The following is a 25,678-nucleotide window of genomic DNA, read 5'->3' as shown; positions in this document are numbered from 1 at the left end:
CCATGCAGATCGCGCGCCTTCTTCTGACGGTTCTTTTTACGGTTCTTGCCGCGTCCTTGGCGTTGGCCGCCGAACGGATCGTGCCCGCGGAAGAAGGCGCGCTTGCAAATGCCATCGCCGGGGCCCAACCCGGCGATGTGCTGATCCTGGCACCGGGGCGTCATGCTGGGCCCGTGGTGCTGGACAAGACCATCACGTTGGACGGGCGCGGCAAGGCCGTGATCGACGCGGGTGGCACAGGGTCGGTCGTGACGGTGACGGGGCTTGATATCGTGGTGCGCGGGCTGGAGCTGATCGGGTCCGGCAGCAGCCACGAAACCATCGACAGTGGCGTGCAGCTGACCAAGACCGCACGGCGCGCGATTGTCGAGGACAATAGAATTCTGGGCAATCTGTACGGCGTGGACATTCACGGTGCGCGCGACAGCATCGTGCAGCGCAATGTTATCGAAGGCCGTCAGGATCGCCACATGAACGCGCGTGGCAACGGCGTTTACGTCTGGAACGCTGCCGGCGCAAAGGTGCTGAATAACGACGTGCGCTTCGGGCGCGACGGCATCTTCGTCAACACGTCGAAAAAGAACCTGTTCAAGGGCAACCTGTTTCGCGATCTGCGCTTTGCGGTGCATTACATGTATGCAGACCGCAGCGAGGTGTCGGACAACGTCTCGATCAACAATCACCTTGGCTACGCGATCATGTTCACGACCCATGTGAAGGTGCTGAACAACGTGTCGATCAATGACCGTGATCACGGTGTCATGCTGAACTACGCCAATGAAAGCGAGTTTGTCGGCAATTACGTGAAGAACGCGTCTGACCGCTGCACATTCCTGTATAATGCCAACAAGAACACCTTCACCGACAACTGGTTCGAAGGCTGCGATATCGGCATTCACTTCACCGCCGGATCGGAACGCAACCGCATTGTTGGGAACAGCTTCGTCGGCAACCGGACGCAGGTAAAATACGTTTCAACCAAATGGGTCGAATGGTCCGAGGATGGGCGCGGCAATTACTGGAGCGATTTTGCTGCCTTTGACGTGGATGGCGATGGGATTGCCGACAGCCCCTATCGCCCCAATGACAGCATGGACCACGTGCTGTGGACCCAGCCCGCCGCGAAACTTCTTCTTGGGTCGCCGGCCGTGCAGCTTGTGCGCTGGTCGCAATCCGCGTTCCCGGCGCTTCTGCCCGGTGGCGTGATCGACTCGAACCCTCTTATGCAGGCCGTGAAACCGGCCGCGAGCGCAAAGGTGCCTTATGATGGATAACGCCCTGACCATCGAACATGCCCGCAAGGATCGCGGCAAGACAACTGTTCTGGATGACGTATCGCTGCGGGTCGCGCCCGGCGAACGGGTCGCGCTTCTGGGTCATAACGGGGCGGGCAAATCGACCCTGATCAAAACCATTCTTGGCCTTACACCACTCACGGATGGCCAAATTCGCGTCGGTGACGCGAAACCCGGAAGTGCGGTTGCCCGTCGCACGACCGCTTATTTGCCCGAAGCGGTCAGCTTTCATCCCGCTTTGACCGGGCGCGAGCAATTGCGGCTGTTTGCGCGGCTGGACGGTCAGAAGGCCGACGTGACGGGATTGCTGGACCGTGTGGGGCTGGGCGACGCGATGGACCGCCGGATCGGTGCTTATTCCAAAGGAATGCGGCAGCGTTTGGGGCTGGCGCAGGTGCTTCTGGGCAGCCCGAAAGTGGCTCTGCTGGATGAACCGACCAGCGGGCTTGATCCGATTTCGCGGCAGGACCTTTACGCAATCATTGACGAGCTGGCGGCAAACGGCACCGCCGTCCTGATCGCCAGCCATGCCTTAACCGAGGTCGAGGCCCAGACAGACCGCATCGCCATTCTGCGCAAGGGGGTGAAGGTGGCGGATGACACCCTGCAAAACCTGTCAGCACAAGCCGGGTTGCCAACCAAGCTGCGCATTCGCGCCAGCGGTGATCATGCCGATCAGGTTGCCGAAGCAACGGGCGGCACGCGCATCAACGGCGTGGCCGTCGAAATTCTGTGTGCCCCGGATCGCAAGATGGAGGCGCTGCGCCGCGTCGCCGCCATGGGGGATGTGATAACCGACATCGAAATGACGCCCCCACGCCTTGAAGACCTCTATCGCCATTACGCTAAGGAGGGTGCGCAATGACCCGTTTCCTGTCCATCGCTTCGACTGAAATGCTGATCCTGCGTCGCAACCGTTGGCTGTTGATGGCGACCATCATCATGCTTTTGTTCGCGCTGGCGCTGACCTTCGCGGGCAGCGCGCCGACCGGGTCGGTGGGGGTTGATATGCTGACGGTATCTGTCACCTCGATGACCACCTTGTCGGTCTATCTGGCCCCGCTTCTGGCCCTGATGATCAGCTTCGACGCCATCGCGGGCGAGGCCGAGCGCGGCAGCCTGTCGCTGCTTTTGTCCTATCCCGCCGGACGGGGTGAAATCCTGCTGGGCAAGTTCGCCGCCCATCTGGCCGCGCTGGCCTTTGCCATGACGGTCGGGTTTGGTGCCGCCGGTGCCATTGCCGCATGGTTTGGCGGGGCAGGGGCGGAAAGCCTGTTGGCATTGGCGCGTCTCATTGGCACATCGATCCTGCTGGGCGCAGTCTTTCTGGCGCTTGGCTATCTGGTGTCGGCCCTGTCACGCAGCGCAACCGGCGCCGCCGGTCTGTCGGCGGGTCTGTGGCTGGTCTTTGTTGTGCTCTATGACTTGGGCCTGTTGGGCGCGGTGGTGATGGATGGCAGCGGAGAATTCACCCGCTCGGTCTTTCCGTGGCTGATGGTCGCAAACCCGGCAGATGCGTTCCGGGTCTGGAACATCTCGGCTTCGGATGGGGTGGCGATGGCATCGGGCATGGTCGGCGCCGCACAGGCATTGCCCGCATGGGCCGCGCCAATGTCTCTTATCCTGTGGCCGCTTCTGGCTTTCGCTCTGGCACGCGCCGCTTTCAAAAGGGTTGAACCATGAAACGCCTGATCGTTCTAAGCCTTCTGGCGCTGATTGCCTGCAATGAGGAAGAGGCAAAAGCCCCGCCGCCTCCTACGGACATATCCGAACAAGCGCTGAGCTATTTCTGCCAGATGAACGTTGCCGAGCATGGCGGCCCCAAGGGGCAAATCCATCTGGATGGTCACCCTGCGCCCTTGTTCTTTGCACAGGTGCGCGATCTGGTCGCCTATCTGAAAAGCCCGGAACGCGAGGCGGATATTACCGCGATCTATGTCAGTGACATGGGCGTTGCGCAAAGTTGGGCCGATCCCGGCAAAGGCAACTGGATTGCAGCCGAAGATGCGATATATGTTGTGGGCGCGGGCGTGGCTGGCGGCATGGGCGCACCCGAGATCGTGCCGTTTGCAAACGACGAAAGCGCCGCTGTTTTCATTGCACAATATGGCGGTGAAACACATGTGCTGGACACCATTCCTGACGACGCCGCCCTTGGTGCCGTTGATCTGAACAAGACGTTGGAGACACCTTCATGAGCATCCTGAACCGCCGACGTTTCCTGGCCATCTCGGCTGTCGCAATGGCTGTTCCGACCGGGGTCATGGCCGCTGCCCCTGTTGCCCACTGGACCGGGTATGCATTGGGCGGACCGGTCTCGATGCAGCTTGTGGGTGTGGCCCAGTCGGATGCAGACGCGATTTTCGCCAAGATCGAAGCCGAGTTGAACCGGCTTGAAGATATTTTCAGCCTGTATCGTGAGAATTCTGAACTGTCGCGCCTGAACCGTTTTGGCTCGCTTGGCGATCCATCGGCAGAGCTTTTGCATGTGCTTAGCGCCTGTGCCAGCCTGCACGCCGCCAGTGACGGGCAGTTTGATCCGACTGTCCAACCGCTGTGGTTGGCAATCGCGAACGAGGCGGGCGACGATGCCATCGCGGCGGCAAAAGCGGTTGTGGGCTGGTCGAACGTGACGTTCGACGCCCATCAGATCAGCTTGCCGAAAGGTGGTGCGCTGACCCTGAACGGAATTGCCCAAGGGGCCGTAACCGATCGCATCGCAGCACTTTTGCGCGGTCAGGGCTTGCATGATGTTCTGGTCGATATGGGCGAGATCGCGGCGCTGGGGCAAGGGCCGAATGGGCCGTGGTCGATCGGGGTGGCGAAAACCGATGGCACATTGGTGCATCGCCTGACCGCAACGGATCGCGCGATTGCGACCTCGGTGCCCACTGCGATGGAAATTGGCGGCACGCAGGGGCATATCCTGTCCCCAACCGGCGATGCGCCGGTGCAAGCCCTTGTGTCCGTATCGGCGCCCACCGCGATGATTGCGGACGGGTTGTCGACCACGCTGTGTCTGGTCGATGACGCCACGGGCGCGAAGATCGTCGCCGCCTTCCCGGATGCCAGGATCGAAATTGCGACCGGCGTTTGACGCTGGTCAGTAGTCCCGTTCGTAGTAAATCCCGATGGTGCTTTCGCCGTCGGACCCCACCGTGCCACGTGCTGTCACAGACGGGCTGATGGTGAGGTTCAGGTTCACCTCGGTATTGCCATCGGCCCCGATGTTCACATTGGTATAGATATTCTCAGAGATGTATTTGCCCACGCTCAACGAGGCTTCTCCGTCTTCGTTGGTCGTCAGGTCAAGATCATCCAGCCCGAAGTTCTTGCGCAGGTTGCCGATGATCCCGTCACCGCCCTTGCCAGCCAGCGTTCTGACCGCCGCGGCAAGCTGTAGGGCCTGCAAAGCGGAAATGTCGGCGATGCTGCGTCCGAACAGAAGCCGCGCCAGCACCTCGTCCTCGGGCAGTGCCGGGCTTGAGGTGAACGTAACTTCGGGGGCCGAGACCGGGCCGATCACGTTGATACTGACCGTGATGTCGTCGGATTGAGAAACGGCTGCGAACCTTAGATAGGGGTCGAATGCGCCGCGCAGGCTGACGCGACCCTCGGTCAGGGTCAGGCGCTTGCCAAGAATGTCCAGCCGTCCACGGATCAGATCGAACTGGCCAACAGGGCGCACATCTGCGCTGGTGCCGGTCAGGCGCAGCTGTCCGCCCAATTCGGCGTCCAACCCACGCCCCCGCACGAAAATCTGGCTGGGCGCGCGCAGCGTGATGTCGACAGGATAGGGGCGGGCGGTGCCGCCGGCGGCGGCAGGATCCGTTTCGACGATCAGGCCGGCAAAGGCCCGCGTTTGGCGCGATGCGGCAGCTTCGTTGATGTGATCCAGTTCCGCGATGATCGGCACTGTGCTGGCAGGTACATCCGAGATGCGGATTTCGGTACGTCCCAGCGTCATGTCCGCGCGCAATGTGGCCCCACCAACCAGCGGCCCGCGCAGGGTTGCCGAACCGTCCACGGTGGTGTCGAACAGATTTCCATCGGTCAGCGTCACCTGATCGACGTCAACATCAAGATCGGCCTGATAGGGCGAGCTTAACCCGACATTGCCGCGGGTTATGACCTGCCCTCCGTTGACGACGGATGTTGTGATGTCCACGCGCGCGCGGCCGTCTGACAAGACGGCGTTGGCAGCCGTGATATCGAGCGCCTGTTTGAAGGTTGGCAATGTCAGCCGGGCACCTGTGGTCTGGACCCGACCAGACAACGAGGACAGTTTCAATGGGCCGTTCAACGTCAGGTCATACGCAGCCTGACCCGTCAGCAGGCGGGGTTGAATAAATCGGTTCGCCAACTCCAACGGTGCGGTGCCGTTGATTGTCAGATTGGCGGTGCTGGCGTCTGAACGCACCGCGCCATCCACCCTGCCGGTTGCGCCCCCCGGCCCGGTCGCCGAGGCGGAAAGCTGCCAGCTATCATCGACAAGCGTCGCGGTGCCGTTGGCCGAACCGGGCCCGGATATCCCGCTTGCCACCACACCGACATCGCGCAGATTGACCTGAAATGTCAGGGTGTTGCGTCCATCAACCTCTTGCCCCGTCGCCTGCGCGGTCACTTCGGGCGTATCGATCGACAGGGCGTCAATGAACACAACCTCGCCGCTGGTGCCATGGGCGCGGGCCATGAAGGTGCTGGCCCCTCGGGTCAGGCCATCAACCACGTCAAGGCCCAGCCCCAGATTGGTAGCAGACCCATCCACTTCGCCCTCAAAACGGTTGGTCGCAAGGTCGTAACTGCCTGTCGTCGTCGCCGAGATCGCGCCCGAGATCGGGCGGCCCGCCAGTCGCGCATAGGGAGCGAGTGACGCAGCCTTGGCTGTCAGTGTGCCCCTGACCAGACCCGGGCCATCCTTGGTCACGTTAACCGTTCCATCGACCGATGCCGCCACACCACCCGGTGCTGTCACGTCAGCCAGCACGGCCCAGATGTCCCCGGTCTGGGTGGCCGAACCCTTGGCCGTTGCAGGGCCGGACAGGCCGAGGTCGACAACCGCCGCGTCTTTGATCCGCACATCAAATTGAACGGTTGAAGCGTCCGTTTTCAGATCAGCCGTCACAGCGGCAACGGTTTGGTCGGTGGTGATGTTCAGCCGCTCTAACCGCGTGCCGGTTTCGTCGCGCACAGCTTTCACATCCAGACGGCTGGCCCCGGCGATCAGCGGATCAAGCCGAGGTTGTCCAATGCCAAGATCGGTGCCGTCGCCCGTTATGGCCAGATCAAAGGATCCGCCCAGCAGGTTCGCCGTGCCCTTTACCGCCACCGAGGCCGCCCCGGTCAGCGGTGTGCCCGCAAGCCCGGCAAACTGCGACAGGTCACGGGCCGTCAGAACGAAATCCTTGTTGGTTGTCACCGTGATGCCGTTTTCCAGATCATCGGCGGACAGGCTGCCGGTCAGCCCGTAATCGGTTCCGGCCAAGTCAATATCCGTGACCTGCAAGGGCGCATCTTCGCGCCAGTCAAATGACAATGTCCCCGCCAGTGCGGGACCAATGGCGCGCGCAAGGTCGTCGGATGTCGGCGCGATGCCCAGCACGTCCAGCATGATATCGCCATCCAGACGACCCACCGCAACGCCTTCGCCCCGCACCAGCGTGCCCGCGGCGGTGATCGTTGCCGTCTCAAGCGCCAGATCGTCGCGGTTCATGCCATCCAGCGCGAAATCCGCCTGCCATGCCTCTCCGTTTGCGGCGTCATAACCGATGGCAATGTCTGCCGTCTGGACCTGCGTTTTGGTTCCCCCAACGGGCAACACGACCGGCGATCCGTCGTCGTGGGCGATCTTGCCTTGCAGCCGGAAGCGTTCAGGCCAACCGCCTTCTGACACCGCCAGATCACCCTGAAGCGTCAGCGCCTTGGTCGTAAGCTCAAGCGTTTCAAGGTCCAGCGCACCATCGGCAAATCGTCGCCCCGTTGCCGTCAGTGCAACATTGTCGCCGAAAAAATCGCGATAGTCGGGCAAAAACACCGGCGCGATATCGCCGGACAACCGCGCGGCAAACCGTTTCAGCTTTACCGGGTTGTCGGGGGTCGAGGCGTCGTCGTCCAACTCGTCCATGACCTCGACCTGACCGGTCAGACGCTGCGCGCCGTCAGTGGACAGATCAATTTCGGCAATGAAGTTCGACAGCGGACCGGCGCCAGCAACCGTCAGGCCGATGGACGGGCGTCCCGGCAGATCAAGAAGGTTCGCCGCGATGCCGTCTTCGCCTTCCTCAATCGCCAAGGTCAGGTCCAGCATTTCTGTGGTGTTGCTGTAGCTTCCTTCGAATTGCAATGCGCCGCTTGGCCCGTCCGTGCGGACGATGCTCAGCTTCGCCGCTCCTTCGCCGCCAGACAGGTTGGCAGACCCTTCCAAACGAACCACTGTGGCCTCGCCGATCACGGGTTGCGCAATTTCGACGCGGTCAGCCTTGATCACACCGATCTCGACCGAGACCGGAAGCTCGGGCAGCGAAAACCCCGACGCTTCGGGCGCGGCAGGACCCCCGATCGGAATTGGTTTGCGCGCAAGAATGATCTCTTTCGCCTGTATCTGGTCAATATTGATCGCGCCACGCAGCAGGCTGGAGCGGGTCCAGGACAGAACAAGGTCATTCAGCGTTAGCCAAATCCCTTCCTCATCGGCAATGGTGATCTGGTCTACCGTGGCCCGCGAACTGAGCGCACCCTGAAAACCGATGATGCGGATGTCACGGCCCACGTCGGACAAGTTGTCTTCCAGCAACGCCTGAAGATAGCCGCGGTCATCCTGCGCCTCCGACGCGGTCTGGGCCAGGGCGAAACATGACCAGCACAAGGCCGCCAAGGTGACGATTATTCGGAAAATATGGCTCAAAACGCTTGCCCGATGCCGATATAAATCTGCACCCCATCGCCCGTGTCGCCGGATATAGGCCCCGCCACGTCCAATCGCAAAGGACCGATAGGGGTCTTGTAACGAACACCGATGCCACCGCCCGTGTGCCAATCGCCTGCACCGTCAAACAGGCTGCCCCCGGCCACATGCCCCGCATCCACAAAGCCGACCACACCGATCTTGTCGGTGATCTGGGCGCGCAACTCGGCCGACAGACTGACGAAGGATTGACCGCCGGTGATCACGCCGCCGCCCGCATCAAGACCCAGCGACTGATACGGCTGGCCGCGCACGGTGCCACCACCGCCCGAATAAAACAGGTAGTCCGGGGGAATATCACGGCTGTCCCCGGCAATGACCGATCCGACCTGCACCCGCCCGGCGACGACAAACCGATCCTCGGCCCCGAAACCGCGATAGGCCCGCCCGTCGCCATACAGCCACGCGCCCGTGCCGCCCGTATCAACCGAGATGAACGGGATCGCTTCGGCTTTCAGATAGGTGCCGCGTGTGGCATCCAGCTTGTCGTTGCGCCGGTCCCAGGTCAGCGAGGCTGGCAGGGCAAACAGGAAAAACCTGCGATCGCCCAACACGTCGGTGGTTTCCGAATACATCAGCGCCGCGCCCAGTTCACCCTCAAGCGTGTCCGAGAATATACGTTTGATCCCACCGCCCAGAGCGGCGCTGCGCGCGATATAGCCCGGCTCGTCCTCATAAGCGAGGCTGCCGAACACGAAGGCGTTTGTGTCGGGTCCGAACGTGGCGGGTTGATCCAGCCGTGCGTCCAGGTGGTAGTCGATGCCGCCATGCTGGCTGCCAATGCCCGAAACCTCACCATCCACGCGGAACCGTTCAGCCCCGCCAAACATGTTGCGGTGCAACCAGAAGGCGGTCAGTTGCAAACCCTCAAGCGACCCAAGCTCGGCCCCGAAGCCGAAGCGGCGCGGTTCCTCATCGACCAGGGCAAGCCCGATATCCAACGTGTTGTCCGGCCCCAGTGTTTCCGCTTCGGTCAGCGTGACCGACGAAAACGCACCGGTGCGGCGCAAACGTTTCGCGACCGTTTCAAGATCATCGGGGGAAAACACCTTGCCCTCTGGAAAACCGGCGATGCGCGCGACCCGGTCGGCGCGCACGGCGCTTTCGGTTGTTTGGCGCAACTTGCCGAAGCGCACTTTTGGTCCGGGTGCAAACCTCAGGGAAGCCGACAATTGCGCATTGGCATGATTGGCGGTGATGGTCTGGCTGGCCAGATCGACCTTGGCATGCCCGGCTTCCCGCCACCCCAGAACCGCCGCGTCCACCGCTTGTTGCACGGTGACGCTTTTGGCGATTTCACCCGCACGAAACGCGTCCGGCAGGTCGGTGCCCGGGGCCAGCGGCGCGGCTTTGGCGGTCCCAAAGCGGAACTGCTTGCCGGGATCAACCGAAACGTCGATCTGGCGGATATTGCTGGGCACATCGAAAGGTGGGATCCGGGCCGCCTCGCGCCCATCCACGCGCACCCGCACCACGCCGCCGTAATACCCGTTGGCATAAAGCGCCTGCACCAGTTGACCATATTCGGCCAGCGCCGCCGCAAAGACATCGCGGGTGTCCTTTTCAGCGTCACCTTCGGCAGCAAGCACCAGAGAGGCCGATTTCAGCTCATCTTCCAACGTGCTGTCGGAACCGGCTACAGTGAAGCTGACATTGTCCAGCGCCCAGGCGGGCTGCAAAGATCCGACAATCGTAAAAGCTAGGAATAACAGAGCCTTATCAAAGGTGGACCGCAACCCCCAACTCCCATCTTGTGCAAATCACGTTGTCGTTCGGTTTCAGCCTAGCGTGAACCGCAGAAAGCCTCCACCGGTTTCGCGGCATCGGCGGGAATTTGCTGGATCAAACCGGTCGGGCAATCTTTGCCGATGATACCAGCCGGTCAATCCATCGTTTGACTTGTTTACAAGGGCTTGGCGTCTACGCTAACAGTCTGGGGAACACGCCACCAATGGCGGACCAGTTGGAAAGGGCAGAAGTATGAGTGAACGGCGACCGGTTGCATCCCTTTGGATTGGTGAGAAACTGCATTATCTCAACCAGTTGTGCCTGTTGTCCCATGTGCGGGCAGGACATCGGACCATCCTTTACTGCGCCGACAAGGTCGACAATGTCCCGGATGGGATCGAGGTGCGCCCGGCCTCCGAGATCATGGAACTGGATCGCGCGCTGATCGAGGCAACAAGTGCCTCGTTCCTGTCCAACGTGTTTCGCTACAAGATGATCCAGAAGATCGGGGCCATCTGGATTGACTGCGATGCCTTTTGCCATCGCCCGTTCCCCGAAGATCAGGAATATATCTTTGGTCGCCACGGCATGTCGGGTGCGCTGAACTGTGGCGTGGTCGGGTTGCCGCAGCAATGCGAGCTGATGGACCAGCTTTTGGATTATTATGACAACCTGCCGGACTATCCCGCGTGGTGGAACAAGAACCAGCGCAAGAAATACGACCGGCAAGACCCGAAACTGTCCCATGCCGCGCGCATCTACAACGCCGAGCGGACGGCGTTCGGCCCGCAGGCCTTCACCTATTTCGCAAAACAGACCGGGCAGTATGATCAGGCCAGCGACCGCGACGTCCTGTATCCGGTGCCGTTCCAGCTGAACGACATTTTCTATGATCCCTATGGTCGGGTCGAAGGACATTTCACGGAAAACACCTTGTCGGTGCATCTCTATACCAACGGCACCAAGCCGTGGTGGCAGAAACACGCGCCATTGCCGGGGTCATACGCCGCGCGGATGTGTGAACAGGTGGGCGTGGATCCGACCAAGGCTTTGCGCTAGGTGACGCATCAAACTGAAGCCACATAAAAGCCCGCATGGCGAATTGCTTGCCATCTCGATGATGAAGGACGAAGCACCGTTCCTTCTGGAATGGTATGCGCACCACCTTGCGGTCGGCTTCACCAAGATCCTTGTCTATACCAACGACTGCACCGACGGCACTGACGACATGCTGATCCGGTTAGAGGAGCTGGGGCTGGGCTATCATCGTCGCAACGATATTCCCGAAGGGGTCAAGCCACAGCCATCCGCCATCAACTATGCACAGGCCGAGCCGATCGTGCGCAATGCCGATTGGGTGCTGTTGTTCGATGCGGACGAATTTCTGTGCATCAATTACGGCGACGGCACGCTGGATCAGATGCTGGACGCGGCAGGGGATGCCAACGGGATCGTCATCACGTGGCGCATTTTCGGGTCCGGCAACATTGTGGACTGGAGCCGCGCACCGGTGACGGAGCAATACCTCTATGCCGCGCCGCCGACATGGAACAAGGGGTGGGGGGTCAAGACCCTGTTCAAGTTCGACCATGACAAATGGAAACTTGGCATTCACCGCCCCGCGATCAAGAACAAGCATCTGGAAACCGATTTTCCCGATACCGTGAAATGGTTGAACGGGTCCGGCCTGCCGATGGAGGATTACTTCAAGTTTCGCGGCTGGCGGTCGATCCGGCGCACGGTGGGCTACCAATGGGCGCAGATGAACCATTACGCGGTGAAGTCGGTCGACAGCTATGCGGTGCGCAAGTTCCGCGGCAACGTGAACAACAAGAAAGACAAGTACAACGCCGATTATTGGTCGCTTCAGGACCGCAACGAAGTGCGGGATGACAAGATCCTGCGCTATTCGGAAAAGCGGCAAGCCATCATGGATGAACTGCTGACCGACCCGGTGTTGAACAAGCTGCATTTCGACGCGCTGGAGCGGATCGAGGCGCGGCTGGATGACTATCGCAAGACCGAAGCCTATGAAGAGCTGAAACAATCGTTGGTCGAGGCATCCAAAGTGCCGATCACGCAGGTATCGGCCAAGCCGCCCAAGGCGCGCGACCCCGCCGAGATCGCGGCCCTGATGTCGAAGGTTGAAAAGAAAAATGCGGAACGGCCCATCGAAGAGCGGCGCACCAAGCCGTCGGCCGAATTCATTGACACCCACGAAGGGGGGGACGGCTTCGTCGTGGGCCAGATCGACGTGTCCGCCGAAGCAGCCGTGGATTGGATCGCCAACCACGAGATCGAGATGCCGGCAGACATACGCATTTTCTCTCCCAGCCAGCTCGACATGGTTCTGCGTGGCAAATACCAGCGCAAGCTGGCGCGGCTGTCCGGGCGCATGGTCGAAAATGGTGAGACTGTTCTGGATCTTGGGGCGGGGGTCGGGTTCCTGTCGATCTATACCTGCAAGATTTTCGATCGCGCGACGATGATCGCGCAGGAAGACAATGCCTCGCGTCTTGTGATCGCGCGCAACATCTTGGACCACAACGGGCTGGAGTTCGGCGCGCGGCTGTCATTCGACACGTCGCGGGTGATCTGGCCTGACGATCCAGAAAAAACAGCCGCTTCGATCAACACATTGATTTCCAAACACAACCCCGACGTGTTGCGCGTCAGTTATGCCGATATTGGGGCCGGGGTGCTGGGCAAGCTGGACCTTGGAGGCGTAAGGCGCGTTGTGTTGATTGGCGGCGCAGCGCACGCGTTCCACAAGGCATCGCAAAAAGTCAAAGCCGGGGTGCTGCATCCGAACGAAGATGCATCGGTTCCCGAGATCGTGGTGCTGGAACAGAAACCTCAGTCATAGAAACCGATGGCGCGGGCCAGGTTTTCTCCGGCTTCCGTTTTCAGGATTTCTGCCAGACGAGTTTCGCGCAGGGCGAAGGATTCTTCGTGCAACTCGCGCAGTTGGGTGTCCGCAAGGAAGTCATCCAGCATTGCCTTGGCGTCCGCGCTTTGCTTTGCGCCGGATGTGTCAATGTCGCCGGGGCGGTTCCCATGGGTCCAATATTGCTCGGACGCGCCCAAACGGTCGGCATGCACCGCGTCCCCCCGGTCGACCTTCAGCAAGAACTCGGCAGCGGATTTGATAGCGTAATGGTTGACCTGCGCATGATCCCGGCTGCCCAAGGCGTTGATCGCCTTGCCAGCACCATCGGTAAATTCGGGCAGCATTTCGACGCCTGACCCGTTGATCCATTTTTGTCCTGTCTGCGAAAACGCATTCGTCACGGGGCGATGTGGCCGCCGCGGACCTTGCACGGTATTGCGATACAGTGTTTTCACCGCGGTTATGACAGGCGTATTCTGGGCCGCCGCCGCTTCAAACTGCGATGAGGTTTGGGTGAAACGACGGGTCACAAGATCGGTGCTGGCCGTCCTGTGACCGTTGCTGTTGAAGGCAACCGACGTAAAGGACACCGCATCTGCCGGGCCGGTTGCGTCAAAAAACTGGTCGAGCGTTTCCAGATCGCCCCTCAGGTTCAGAAACTCGTCCGCGTCCGTGACATAAAGCCAGTCCGCAGCCTTGCAGCGGCCAAAATGCCCGGCATAGCGCAGCGCCATGATGTGCCATTTGCCCCGGTCGGGAAACATGACCTTAGGGTTTGGCTGGTGCTTGACGCGGTGGGGCATCAAGGCTTCAAGCCGGTCCAGGATCTTGTCGGTATTGTCGGTGCATCCGTTGGTGAAGATCAGAAGGTCATCAATGCCGAGTGAGAAGTGATGCGCCAGCCATTCAAGGATGTACGGCCCCTCATTGCGCATGACGCTGAGCAAAAGCACCTTCTCGCGGCCGATGGTCATGTCTGGTCGCCCCTGTTGTCGAAATTGGCAAGGCCAACCTAGCCACGAAACCACCGGAAATTCAATGTGTTCCGAGGCAGGCTTAGCAGTTGTTGTAACGGGTCCGCCGCGATAGTCTGACGACACAAAACGTCACAGAACGTCGTCGCAGGTTGGGGCAGAGGAAACATGGTCACACGGGCAGAATTCATAGAGACCTCGGTCCGGCATCAGCTGGGCGAGGTTTCGGATGCCCGCCGGTCAGGCAGTCAGGATGCTGTGGACTATGCCAAGTCAGCGTCATCGGGCATGGCGCTGCACTGGGATCATCAGGCAGGCGCACCCGGCGACTTCAACGGCTGGCGTCTGGAAGGACATATTTTGCGAAAGTCCGGGGCCAAGGTGAATCGCGAAAAGACCGCAGGCGCGTTGTTTGGCGTACTGGAGCATGCGCCGGATTACTCGTTTCTGGTTGATATGGCCGACCATCGCACGCGGTCCCTGATCTCGCCAACAGGCGAGGTGGCGCCCGTGTTCAGCTTTAACCGCCCGGTGGTCAAACGCACGGGGCGGATCCTGTGGCCTTTGCCAGACTATCACGATCTCGAGGGCGACGCGTTTCTGGGTAAACTTGACCCAACCCGCGTGCCGTGGGGCGACAAGTCCGACCTGTGCGTTTGGCGTGGCGGTCCGGGCAACCGCGGTCGGCTTGGGCGGCATGCACGCGGCAAATCGATCCGGTTGCTGCCCTTGCTGCGCAAATACAAGAAAGGCGAGCTGAGCGCGGAAGAAACCGAAACGGCCCTGATGTCGATGTCGCGATATCGGATTGTGCGCCGATATATCAACGACCCGAGGTTTGATATCGGCTATACCAACTCTGACGGCATCATTCTGAAAGATCAGCCTTTTGTGAGTGATTTGGAACGCCCTCGCATATCGCGCGAGGCGTGCCAGACATACAGGTATATCCTCGTTCTGCCCGGCAATGATGTGGCGTCCAGCCTTTACTGGACATTGAACAGTGGCAGCGTGGCGTTGGTGATGGATTGCGAATTCGAAACTTTCGCCACCCATCATTTCAAACCATGGGAGCATTATGTCCCGATCCGCCGGGACCTGCGTGATCTGGAGCAAAATTTGGCTTGGTGCCAGTCCCATCCGGATGAATGCCAACAGATGACAGCGCGTGCAGGCGAGGTCTGCAAAATGCTGGCAGACGGTGATATGCGCGATGAGGTTTTGCGACAGGTCGTCCACCGGGTGGGGGCGCAACTTGCAACCTGACATCGCCACCAAAAAAAGATCGCCCTGCCGCGCGTTGTGCATCACGACCGATGCGGCATATGGTGCGCAAAACGCACCCAACCGCATGATGATCAAAGGAGCAGAGCGTGATTGAATCCTATGACGCGTTGATCGCCAGCAAGGACTGGCAGGACAAGTTAACCGATCTTAACCACACATTGCGCGACTGCCTGATTGCCGCAGGTGAACAGCCCGTTCTGCAAGGCAACGTGTTCTATCACAGCTTTCAGGAAGATTTCTGGAACGCCGACCCGGATCCTGAGATGGAAGTGAAACGGCGCAACCTGTTCATTGTCGCCCAAAACAGCTCGCATGTGTTCGAAATCGGAGTGAATGGCGGGCACAGCCTGCTTTTGATGCTGATGGCCAACCCGGATTTGAAAGTCGTGGGTGTCGATCTTTGCGAACGCGTGCAAAAACAATGGGCCCCGGTCGAAGTCTATGTCGAAGTGGCTGGCAAGTGGCTTGAGATCAACTTTCCCGGCCGGGTCAAATTCATCAAGGGTCATTCCCTGGTTGAAACGCCGCGCTATGCGATTGAAAACCCCAAGCGCCACATTGATGCGGTGCACCTGGATGGGGCGAAGGTGACGCATTTCCGCGAACTTTGCGGCATTCGCCCGGTGTTGACGCCTGATGCGTTCGTGATCCATGACGATACGGGCATCACATCGGTGAAAAAGGCCATTCGGCACGAAACGCAGCTTCGCATGATCCGCCCCGTCGAACCGGAGCTGGGTCTGGTTAAGAACGAGTTTCACCAGATCTATCGCAACTGGGACAAGAAGCGCGGGATCAGCGATCCGGCCAATTGAAGCTCTGACGGAAAGAAAAGGAATGCTTCGGTATGAGTGATGCCAAACTGACGATCTTTTTCGTGGTCGAGCCGCCAAAATATCAGGATATGGCGTGTTTTCTGGCGGCGTCGATCCGGTGTCAGTTTGACGAACCGATTGATCTGGTGGGCTATTGCCCGGCAGACACGATCGGCGACATGGATCCGAAGGCTGTGGGCATCCTGAACAGCCTGGGCGTCGATATCCGCCCGATTGAGACGGACGGTCGGTTTGATCCGCCCTATCCGCATGGCAACAAGATGCTGGCCGCGTTGGAACCGCGCGACACGCCGTATTCCGCCTTCATGGATTCCGACATGCTGTTCATTGGCAGAAACTCGGTCGATGCGATGGTGCGCCCCGGTCATGTCTCGGTTGCGGCGGCAACGTCGATGTACTGGTCGGGGCAGAGCATCTGGAACGACATCTACGCCGCCTGTGACATGCCAATGCCCGAGGATCGGATCTGGTTGTTGCGACAACGGCGGCGCAAGCTGATGCCTTATTTCAACGCGGGTCTGATCGTGTTCCCGGAAGGTCCACTGACCGATGACGGGGAAAGCTTCGCGCAGGTCTGGATGCGGCTCGCGCAGCGGATTGACCAGATCGACATCGTGAAAAAGCGGCCCTATCTGGATCAGATGAGCCTGCCGTTGGCGATCCGTGCGGCCGGGCTGGATTGGAACATCCTGCCGGAAGAACAGCATTATATACTGGGCGGCAGTTTGCGGGGTGAACCGCTGCCGTCGGATATGGACATAAAGATGATCCATTACCGAAACTTCGACATTCTACGCGAAGTTAAGTGCCGTGGGATGGCCAAGGATATGCTTGAAAAAACGACCGGCGTGCGCCGCCTGTCCAGCTTTGACCCGGATGCTGCCCATGGCGGAAACTGAAGGGCCGGACTGGCCGGACCCGGTCGTCATCCATACTTGTCCCGCGCTGCGGCTGGAATATATCGGCCCGGATCTGAACGACCCGGAACATCGCCCTGCCAATGTGGTGGTGGCCTTCGCCCCGGTCGACTTCCCGTTTGATCCCGACAGTGGCGGTTGGGGGTCGCGATCATTCCGCAAACGCGGGATCGCGCATGTCTGTGTCTATCACAGCGCGCCTGACTGGTATCAGAACGACGGGTTCTTCAAGGCAATGTCGCGTCTACGCGAAGTGTTGGATGACGACATCGCGTTGACCACCTATGGGTTCAGCATGGGAGGCTATGGGGCAATCCTTGCCGCCGATCCCCTGAACGCCCGGCGGGCGGTGGCCGTGTCACCCCAGTTCTCGGTTGATCCGGCGGTCGTGCCATTCGAACGGCGATACAAGGCGGAATGGGCTGCCATGGGGCCGTGGCGTCACGATCTATCTGCCTATCGCAAGGATGCCGGGCGCGAGGTCATTGTGCTCTTGGACCCCCTGCACCGGCAGGACCGACGGCAAGAGGCGTTGTTTCCAAAACCCTCGGGCCATACCCGGTGTTTGATCCACGGCGCTGGCCATGCAGGCATCCAGACTTTGGTTGAAATGGGAATTGTCGAGGTTTTGTTCGATATGCTGCGTGGTGATGCCTCGGCCAAGGATCTGCGCAATGCGTATCGGCAGCATCGGCAAACCGGGTTTCGATATCTGCGAAAGGTCGGCACACGCCTGCATGAACATGCACATCCCATGGCCCCGCAGTTTATGGACTGGGCCAAGGCGCGTGGATTTCGGCGGCTGATCAAGAAATGGCGGCCTTACTATGAATGACGCCTACGCTGTTGCGACAAATTGCGGTGCGAAAGGCGCTTGCGGTGTGACGACCACCCCGACACAATCACAGCCGAAACAGGGATGTCTTTTGCATGAGTAATACCGACAAACCATCGCGCGGTGTGTTGTTGAAGGTTCGCAACGGCGATGTGATCGCCTTTGATGAAACCGGCCTGCGAATGCGCCTGTCGGACGAGGTGATCGCCGATATTGGTCGCCGGTTGGACATGGCCGACAGGTCAGCACCGGTGGACCCATCCGTTCTGGGCGACATTCATGCATGGGACGCGCGCCGGGCGGGCGACTGGTATATGTTCACCGCCCACTTGCCGGGCGAGCAGGGGATTTGCCAGTTCCGCAGACGGGTTGACCCGCTGGGTGACAGCGCACCTGACATTCTGGCCAATCCTTCAGGCGGCTTGTTTGCCATCCTGTCAGTGGGTGGCACGCGGCGGGCGATCACCTCGGACGAGGTGCTGCGCTATCCCTATCATGTCATCACCACCGGCGACGATCTTGGCCCCGCAGGCGCGTCGGGGACCGAAGCCGTGACCCCAACCCCCGATCTGCAACGCCTGACCGAACAATCCCGCGACAGCCTGATTGCAGACGAGATCATAGCGCGCCGCCACAGCGATTTCCGCGCCTTGCCGGTGATCTATGCCCGCAGCGAGACGGATAATTCCGCGTCGATCACCGAGTTTGCAACCGGGCGCGCCCTTGAGAACTTCGCCCAGACCGTTGCCAATCTGCACGCCGCCGCCACCAGCCTTGGGGTGCCACCCAAGGTGCTGGCTGTCGGGCTGGATTTCACGCTGGAGGCCCTGGATACAGACGGCACCGTATGGCGCAACGGGATCTACGACATCATGGCGCGGATCACAGACATCTTTGCCGACAATGGCCTGCGCAAGCCTCTGTTTGTCTCGACCTTCGATGCAGGCACTCACCGCGTATCGGATCATCCGGTCCTGCGGGCCCAGTGGGAATTGGCATGGAACAAGGCCGGGCATGATCACGTATTCTCGGCCCCCGGCTATATGTTTGCGCAGGATGAGTTCGGCCGCCCCACCGCCGAAGCCCGTCAGCAGATCGCCGAAATGGACGCCTTCGCGATCGAGGCGGTGAACAGCGATCAGGACTGGTCTTGCCCCGTCCTTCTGCTGGCCGAACGCGAAGACGATCCGAAGGTGATCCGCTGCCGGGGGCAGGCGCTTGGCGCGTTTGTGCTGGACCCCGACGATTTGCTGAATGCCGGGCCTGACGGTGGTTTCCGGCTTGAAGGGTGCGAAAACGGGGCAAAGATCACCGGCGTGATGGTGGATCGGGGCGATCCGAATGACCTGTTGATCAGTTTCGACAAAGCACCCGAGGGCAACAACCTGACCCTGTGCTATGCGCTGGGGCATCCAGCGTCCCCGGACCACATGCCCGCCAATCGCGGTGCGCTGCGCGATGAATGGCACGCGACCAGCCGCACCGGGCGCATCCTGCATCGCTGGGCCTTGCCCGCAGCCCTTCCGGTGCATTGATGGGGCAGGGGGACGCATATTTCGTGGATGTCGAGGTGCCGCGCGCCGTGTTGCTGGACACAAGCCAGACCACACCAACGCGGAAGTCTCCGCTTCAATTCGGCGCTGTGTGGTATCGGTCGCAACACGCCGAGCAGACGATCAACGACTGGACCCCCGAAAACGGGCTTGGCGTCGTCGCCTATCCGGTCAAGCCCAATGAAGCAGGTGCCAAGCGGCATCCCGAGGGTGGCATCGCCTTCACGTCCGCAAAGAACACGGGGCTGGTGGCCGAAGGAGCTTTGTCGGAAACCCGGCAGTTCACATGCGCCGTCCGTTTTGACAGCCCGCTAGGCGAGGCACGCACACTTGTGACAATCAACCCGACGGATGCCGACAACTATCTTTTCCTGAACGAAAAGGACGGCGAGCTGACATGGCAGGATCAAAAAGGATCGGTCGCCGTTGCCATCCCAACTCCACCCACGCCCGCTTGGGTGGTCGTCGGATATGATGCCGGGCGCCTTAGCATCGCGGCTGCCAGCGAAGGCCACGCGCTTGCTGCTCCTGTTACCAGCACCGAGGACAACCCGCTGTTGGACCGTGACCTTTCAGGCTCAAGCGATCTGTTCATCGGGTGCCGCTCGCATCGCAAGGGCATTCTGAAGACACTGGGCACCTCAAGGATCATGGATGTGCTGTTGTGGTCCGACAGCTTTGTTCTGACACAAGGCGAGGCCGCGCAGTTGAATGCGGTCTGTCGCTACGCCGAAACCGAAGGAGCGTCGGAATGAGTTTCAACCGCGCCAGTATCAAGGACGACAATATCTGTGTCATCTGGATTGATGACATGATCGACATCTTCACATGGCGCACGGCCTTCGGATTGACGATTTCAACCCCGAACATCGACCGGTTCATGGGCGAAGGGGTGCGGTTTGCCAATGCCTATGCCACCGTGCCATTGTGTGCGCCGTGCCGGGCGGAACTGGCGACCGGTCTGTCGCCCTTCCGCACCGGGCTTGTCGACCTGAACCGGTTCTGGCGTGACGTGCTGCCACCCACAGCGGGCTGGCAGTTCGACCTGCGCCGCGCGGGCTTTCGCACGTTCACAACGGGTAAGGTGGACAGCAATTACAAGCCAATGCCGGAAGACTACAAGCGGATCCTGTTCCACGAAGAACCCGAAGCGCGCGACGCGGGCAAACGGTCCAAAGTGAAGGATTATCTGGACAAGGGGCCGGGCATTTCGGGCGTGAACCACCCCGACGATGACGGGTCGCAGGACAGTAAGTTTTATGACTACACCGTTGCGCAAAACGCGATCGAGTATCTGGATCGTGCCGACCCCGCGCGCCGACATCTGATTCAACTTGGCTTCAAGCATCCGCATTACAAACTGCAATGCCCCGACCGGTTTTATCAGACCTATGACCCGGCGGATATCGTGTGGCCCACAACCGCGGCACCCGAAGATTACTTCGGCCCGCAGGACGGGATGGCGGTCTATGAAGCCGCCTATATCACCAATGGGCCGTGGACGCCCGAGAAGGCAGGCGATCATGCGTGGCGCGAGGTGGTGCGCGCCTATTTCGCTGCAATTTCACATGTGGATCACGAGATCGGACGCTTCATGGATGCGCTGCGAGCGTCTGATCTGGCGGACAACACCACGGTGATCCTGCTGTCAGATAACGGGTTCAACCTTGGCACACATGACAGCTTCCACAAGATGAGCCAGTGGGACAGCGCCGCCCATGTGCCATTGGGTATCTGGAGCAAGCGATTGGACCCGCAGGTCGTGGACATGCCGGTGTCGCTGCACAATGTGCCCAAGACGATCCTTGATCTGGCGGGATTGCCTTATCGCCCGGATTGGGTGTCGGGGCAAAGCCTGTTGCCGCTGATTGATACGAATTTCGGAGAGTATGACCGCAGCAAATCGCCCGTCACCAGCGTTTTCGGCACCCTGTCGATCCGCCCCGCGACCGACGACCTGAGCCGCTATCGCTATTTCCGCTATCCGAACGGGGAAGAGCATGTCTATGACCTGATCGACGACCCCGGCGAGACCACAAACATTGCTAAGACAGGCCCGCTGCAAGAGCTGAGGCAGGCGCTTGTCGACAACGCGCTGGAGCTTGGTCTTGATCTGCGCGGGTTCGAAAACCCCGAACGCGGTGTCAACGCGATGATGTCGCTGGATGGCAGCGTGGTGATGGCGGGCGGCAATGCCGACAACAGCTATTGGGCCTATGGCAAACACGCCGAAAACATCCGCGAGGAACAGGACGGGGGCGAGGATACGCTTTGGTATATGGGCGGACCGGACGATTATGTTCTGCACGCACCGGCCTATGTTGAAAATATCCGCATCGCGACGGTGGTGTCCCGAAACGAGGACAACCCATCCGAATCCAAACGGTTGGACATCGTCGCCCATCCCGACACCCCGATCACTTTCGAGACCTCGGAACGGGTGACGGTGAACGTGCGCGGAAGCCGCGGCGACGATGTGATGATCGGCCCGAAATATGGCGGGGCGGAGTTCCACGGCGGCGGGGGCGACGACACGTTGATTGCGGTCTCCGGGCGGCGCAAGGATGTGCACAAGTTCTATGGCGGGGCAGGAAACGACACGCTGATCGGCGGCAATGGACGTGACATTCTGGATGGCGGATCCGGCCATGACGTGATCAAGGGCGGGGATGGGCACAGCACCATCTATGGCGGTCCGGGCAACGACGATATCTCGGACGGGGAGGGTGGTTCGGAAATTCACACGGGACCGGGGCGCAATACGGTGCGCTCGGCCGGTGGGGATGACCGGATGTTCGTCGGCGCAGGGCACAACCGGATCGAGCCGGGACCGGGCAAATCCGTATTTCAGATCGCCTATGGTGGCGTGACGGAATTCTCAGATTGGCACGACGATTATACGCTTGATCTTAGCGCATGGCCGCAGCGACCCGAAATCCTGATCAACCCGGATGAAACCGCGACCATTCAACTGGGCGTGGCGTTCATCAGGATCAACGCCAAGGTGTCCAAAGCCAAGCTGGACGCCCAGATCGTCCAATCCACTGCAAGAAACTAACCGGGCTGTTCATGCGACTAGAATTCGATCCCGAAAAACCCCTCGCGAACAATATCCGCGTGCTTGAAAACGCTGTCGTCGTTGCCTGGGGGCAGGGTGATAATGTGCGCATGGCACGGCCTGCGGGTGTTTTCACCGACGATGGCGACTATGTCGAAGATGCAATGTGTTTCCGTGCCAGCACGCGCCCGACAACCGTGGCCGCCCATCCACCTTCGCCTGAAGACATCAAGAACGAGCTGTCAGGCACCGTGCTGTTTGGCGGGCTTGCATATGGCCATTTCGGTCACGCCTTATGTGAAAGCACAGCGCGTCTCTGGGCGCTCGACCAGTTTGATGGCAAGATCGACAGCGTGCTGTTTCTGCCAAAGAAGAAGTTCACATGGCCAAATCGTGCATTGGCCCAGACAAAATCCATTGCACATTCGCTGGGCATAGAGCAGCCACTGGTTGCCTATAACGAACCTGTGCGGGTTGAGCGGTTGGTCATCGCACCGCAAGGGTTTGGTGTGAACGATATGATCGGCGCATCGCCCGAGTTTCGGACATTCACCGATCAACACTGGCGGCAACGCGTCCAGGCAAATGGCCCCGAAAAGCTGTATATCTCGCGCACCGAGGTGTTTCGAAAACGCGGGCGCTTGCTGCATGAAGAGTATATCGAACGTCAGTTGATCGCCGACGGGTTTACGATTTTCCACCCCCAGCAGCACGACCTTGAAACACAACTGGCCCATTACAAGGCGGCAAAGGTGATCATCTCGACCGATAATTCAGCCCTTCACCTTGCCGCTTTTGTTGCCGTCCCCGACTGCAAGGTCGCGATCATATTGCGGCGGCCGGGCAAGATCTTTCTCGATTTTCAGGAACAGCTTAGACGGTTTGCCGGAATAGATCCCTTGATCATTGATGCCTGCCATCGGTTCTGGTTTCGGGAAGGCGAGCCGGTTCAATTCAACGAAATCATCGCGCTTCCAGACTTTGATAAGATTGGGCGAGCCCTGACCGAGCATGGTTACATAACACCAAGCCGGTGGACCAATCCGACCGAGGCCGAGACAGCCAATGCACTTGAAGAGTTTCAGCAGGTCGGCGACATGAGTTTGCAGGAAGTCCCTGCGCCTTCCTAGACCACCCGAACAAGCACCGCGTTTACTGGCGGTCGTCACTGGGCTAGGTTAGGTTATCAAAACGGAACCGGCGCAGTCCGGCATAACAAGACGAGGCAACCGTGGTCAGTGCTCCTGTTCAACCAAACCATCAAAACGAGGTGCAGCCACAGGTCGTGGCAACCCTGAAAAGGATAGAGGTTCTGTCGGCACCGCACCTGAAACCATCTATCCTGCGCAGCATTCGCAGCGGCGACTATGAACGGCCCGAGATTGAGTTTGGTCTGGCCAATCTGCGCCCCGGGGATCGGGTGGTCGAGATGGGAACGGGTGCAGGGATCGTCGGGTCTGTTTTCTCCAAACATATCAAAGACCTGAAGATTCGTTCTTACGAGGCGAACCCTGACCTGATCGACCACATTCGCGCACTTTATGCGCATAACGAGGTTGGCGACGTGGTGTCTGTGACCAACAATATCGTCGTGTCAGGCGAGCACGCACCGGACCAGATGGACTTTTTTGTCCGGTCCAATTTCCTTGGATCACGGTTATCTGCCGAGAACACCGAGAACGACGCGCGAAAAGTATCCGTTGCGACCAAGCATTATGACGAAATCACAAGGGAATATCCGCACAATGTTCTGGTGATGGACATCGAAGGCGGCGAGCTGGAGTTCCTGGCCGATGCCAATCTGTCCGGCGTCGAACTGGTGATGCTTGAGCTGCACCCCAAGGTCTATGGCGGCAACGGTCGCCAACAGGTGATCGAACATCTGACACGTAAGGGCTTCACGTTAGACGAGGCAACATCTCGTGGGCAGGTGGCGTCGTTCAAGAAGCCCGCGCGGATGAAGCTGGCCCCCGATTTCTCGCAGATCGGCTCGGGGCGGGCGCCGCAGAGTTCGTATAATCTGGACCCGCACGAACCGCTGGCAGATCAAATCATCAACGTCGATCACGCCGTTCTGGCCAAGACCCCCCGAAGCGAAGGTTTCCGCATTTCGGCCTCGGTGTTCGACGCCGATCGCAATCCGGTGCCCGAGGCCATCTGCTGGATGTCGCACCGTCTGCCTGCAACGGTCGAACGGGCGCATCCGCGCGCCAATCGGATTGTCCCGTTGTCAGGTACGTGGCTGTTCGGTGGACGCTATCATCCCCATTTCGGACATTTCCTGATGGAAACCTTGGCGCGGCTCTGGGCTTTGGACTACATAGATGAACCGATCGAGGGCATGTTGTTCTTCCCCGCGTATAACGGGTTGGAAGCCTCCGCCGCCAAGATATTTGCTCAACTGTCCGAAGTGTTGGACATTCCGGTTAACTATAAACTTTGCGATGCGTTCTATCGTGTGGATCGGTTGATCGTGCCGCCGCAGGGAAGCGGGATCGGACGACTGACCGCCTCGTCCCCCGAAATGCGCGCGTTTATCGCAAAGCACCTGAAGCGAGATCTTGATCCTCTGCCCGCGCACAAGCTTTACATCTCGCGGTCGGAAGGGTTTGGAAAAGTGGGTCGGGGAGTGCTTGGAGAGCGGCGACTTGAGGCGTTGCTACAAGATGAAGGCTATACGATCTTTCATCCACAGAAGCATTCTTGGAGGGATCAGATGCGGCACTATCTGTCCGCCTCGCATATCCTTGGCACGGACGGCAGTGCGTTTCACCTGGTGAACTTCACGGGACGCAAGGACGTGAATGTTGGTGTCATCCAGCGCCGCCCGGGGCACGATGCGAAACAGATGGCACATCAGGCGCAGCTATATGGTGTCGAAAACGCGACCGATCTATCACATCTTGGGCGGTTCTGGGCTTGTGCCGGGGGGCGCCGCGCAGGATTGACCCTGACCAGCGAGCTGCGTCTGGCACCTTTGTGCGACGAGCTAAAGGCAAGGGGGTTCGTCCGCAGTTCGACAAAGTGGGACAACATGACAGATGCCGAGCTGGAGCAGGAACTACGACTGATCGCGACCGAAGCCGACACAGACATGCGACGGGTCGGTTCAGCCCATGACACGCTGTCTGACTATCCCGCGCGCAGCGACGGCATAAGCCCCAAGGTTTTCATGTCGATGCCATCCGGTTGACCTCACAAATCGGAGGGCTGACCTGCTTTGCAGAACCAGTGACATTTCTACTTGCTGCAGCAAACCACCTATAATCAAGATTATGTTAAATGTTGACCGCGCATTTGATCATGTCAGCATGTCAAACGACACCGTCAATGCGCCGCTC

General features: G+C 59.7%; 19 protein-coding genes. 16 read left to right on the top strand and 3 right to left on the bottom strand.

Annotation, left to right across the window (positions count from 1 at the left end; all coding sequences use genetic code 11):
* Positions 1-2: 2 nt before the first annotated feature.
* Genes J3R80_RS14265 through J3R80_RS14245 form a run of 5 tightly spaced genes read left to right on the top strand, consistent with a single transcriptional unit; the run spans position 3 to position 4,392 of the window.
* Positions 3-1,274 carry a nitrous oxide reductase family maturation protein NosD gene (locus tag J3R80_RS14265; RefSeq protein WP_275394462.1) on the top strand — a complete coding sequence of 424 codons (1,272 nt, stop codon included), beginning with the start codon at positions 3-5 and terminating at the stop codon, positions 1,272-1,274.
* Positions 1,264-2,160 (top strand): ABC transporter ATP-binding protein, encoded by an 897-nt coding sequence (locus tag J3R80_RS14260; RefSeq protein ID WP_275394461.1) that lies wholly within the window; start codon positions 1,264-1,266, stop codon positions 2,158-2,160. Before J3R80_RS14265 ends, J3R80_RS14260 begins: the two co-directional genes overlap by 11 nt.
* Entirely contained in the window at positions 2,157-2,978 is an 822-nt protein-coding gene (locus J3R80_RS14255; RefSeq protein WP_275394460.1) for an ABC transporter permease subunit, read from the top strand. Before J3R80_RS14260 ends, J3R80_RS14255 begins: the two co-directional genes overlap by 4 nt.
* A complete protein-coding gene (locus J3R80_RS14250; RefSeq protein ID WP_275394459.1) occupies positions 2,975-3,493 on the top strand; it encodes a nitrous oxide reductase accessory protein NosL in 519 nt (172 codons plus the stop codon). The genes J3R80_RS14255 and J3R80_RS14250 overlap by 4 nt, the downstream gene beginning before the upstream one ends.
* Entirely contained in the window at positions 3,490-4,392 is a 903-nt protein-coding gene (locus tag J3R80_RS14245) for an FAD:protein FMN transferase (RefSeq protein WP_275394458.1), read from the top strand. Before J3R80_RS14250 ends, J3R80_RS14245 begins: the two co-directional genes overlap by 4 nt.
* A gap of 6 nt (positions 4,393-4,398) precedes the next feature.
* On the opposite strand, the gene J3R80_RS14240 is transcribed toward J3R80_RS14245, so the two are convergent.
* Positions 4,399-8,199: a translocation/assembly module TamB domain-containing protein gene (locus tag J3R80_RS14240; RefSeq protein ID WP_275394457.1), complete on the bottom strand. Its 3,801-nt coding sequence runs from the start codon at positions 8,197-8,199 to the stop codon at positions 4,399-4,401.
* Complete coding sequence (locus tag J3R80_RS14235) at positions 8,196-9,938, bottom strand: autotransporter assembly complex family protein (protein ID WP_275394456.1); 1,743 nt, start codon at positions 9,936-9,938, stop codon at positions 8,196-8,198. The genes J3R80_RS14240 and J3R80_RS14235 overlap by 4 nt, the downstream gene beginning before the upstream one ends.
* A 301-nt stretch (positions 9,939-10,239) precedes the next feature.
* Here J3R80_RS14235 and J3R80_RS14230 point away from each other — a divergent pair, with 301 nt between their 5' ends.
* Entirely contained in the window at positions 10,240-11,046 is an 807-nt protein-coding gene (locus tag J3R80_RS14230) for a hypothetical protein (protein WP_275394455.1), read from the top strand.
* A gap of 58 nt (positions 11,047-11,104) precedes the next feature.
* Positions 11,105-12,853: a glycosyltransferase family 2 protein gene (locus J3R80_RS14225; RefSeq protein ID WP_275394454.1), complete on the top strand. Its 1,749-nt coding sequence runs from the start codon at positions 11,105-11,107 to the stop codon at positions 12,851-12,853.
* Here the strand turns inward: J3R80_RS14225 and J3R80_RS14220 are convergent.
* Positions 12,844-13,851, bottom strand: coding sequence for a glycosyltransferase family 2 protein (locus J3R80_RS14220; protein WP_275394453.1), 1,008 nt, complete (start codon positions 13,849-13,851; stop codon positions 12,844-12,846). The genes J3R80_RS14225 and J3R80_RS14220 overlap by 10 nt on opposite strands.
* A 168-nt stretch (positions 13,852-14,019) precedes the next feature.
* On the opposite strand from J3R80_RS14220, the gene J3R80_RS14215 reads away from it, so the two are divergent.
* The 9 genes from J3R80_RS14215 (at position 14,020) to J3R80_RS14175 (ending at position 25,530) form a co-directional block, all read left to right on the top strand.
* Positions 14,020-15,117 carry a glycosyl transferase family 90 gene (locus J3R80_RS14215; RefSeq protein WP_275394452.1) on the top strand — a complete coding sequence of 366 codons (1,098 nt, stop codon included), beginning with the start codon at positions 14,020-14,022 and terminating at the stop codon, positions 15,115-15,117.
* A gap of 107 nt (positions 15,118-15,224) precedes the next feature.
* Positions 15,225-15,953 carry a class I SAM-dependent methyltransferase gene (locus tag J3R80_RS14210; protein WP_275394451.1) on the top strand — a complete coding sequence of 243 codons (729 nt, stop codon included), beginning with the start codon at positions 15,225-15,227 and terminating at the stop codon, positions 15,951-15,953.
* A 32-nt stretch (positions 15,954-15,985) separates the two neighbouring features.
* A complete protein-coding gene (locus J3R80_RS14205; RefSeq protein ID WP_275394450.1) occupies positions 15,986-16,873 on the top strand; it encodes a hypothetical protein in 888 nt (295 codons plus the stop codon).
* Positions 16,842-17,726, top strand: coding sequence for a hypothetical protein (locus J3R80_RS14200; protein ID WP_275394449.1), 885 nt, complete (start codon positions 16,842-16,844; stop codon positions 17,724-17,726). The genes J3R80_RS14205 and J3R80_RS14200 overlap by 32 nt, the downstream gene beginning before the upstream one ends.
* Positions 17,727-17,821: 95 nt before the next feature.
* Positions 17,822-19,261 carry a hypothetical protein gene (locus J3R80_RS14195; protein WP_275394448.1) on the top strand — a complete coding sequence of 480 codons (1,440 nt, stop codon included), beginning with the start codon at positions 17,822-17,824 and terminating at the stop codon, positions 19,259-19,261.
* Complete coding sequence (locus J3R80_RS14190; RefSeq protein ID WP_275394447.1) at positions 19,189-20,034, top strand: hypothetical protein; 846 nt, start codon at positions 19,189-19,191, stop codon at positions 20,032-20,034. The genes J3R80_RS14195 and J3R80_RS14190 overlap by 73 nt, the downstream gene beginning before the upstream one ends.
* The gene (locus J3R80_RS14185; protein WP_275394446.1) at positions 20,031-22,337 is read left to right on the top strand and encodes a sulfatase-like hydrolase/transferase; all 2,307 of its coding nucleotides are present in this window, start codon (positions 20,031-20,033) and stop codon (positions 22,335-22,337) included. The genes J3R80_RS14190 and J3R80_RS14185 overlap by 4 nt, the downstream gene beginning before the upstream one ends.
* Positions 22,338-22,348: 11 nt before the next feature.
* Entirely contained in the window at positions 22,349-23,467 is a 1,119-nt protein-coding gene (locus tag J3R80_RS14180; RefSeq protein ID WP_275394445.1) for a glycosyltransferase 61 family protein, read from the top strand.
* A gap of 155 nt (positions 23,468-23,622) precedes the next feature.
* Positions 23,623-25,530, top strand: coding sequence for an FkbM family methyltransferase (locus J3R80_RS14175; protein WP_275394444.1), 1,908 nt, complete (start codon positions 23,623-23,625; stop codon positions 25,528-25,530).
* The last annotated feature ends 148 nt before the right edge of the window (positions 25,531-25,678 follow it).

The sequence above is a fragment of the Aliiroseovarius sp. Z3 genome, assembly GCF_029105185.1.
Classification (GTDB): domain Bacteria; phylum Pseudomonadota; class Alphaproteobacteria; order Rhodobacterales; family Rhodobacteraceae; genus Aliiroseovarius.
This window is presented reverse-complemented; position numbering and strand designations above follow the sequence as displayed.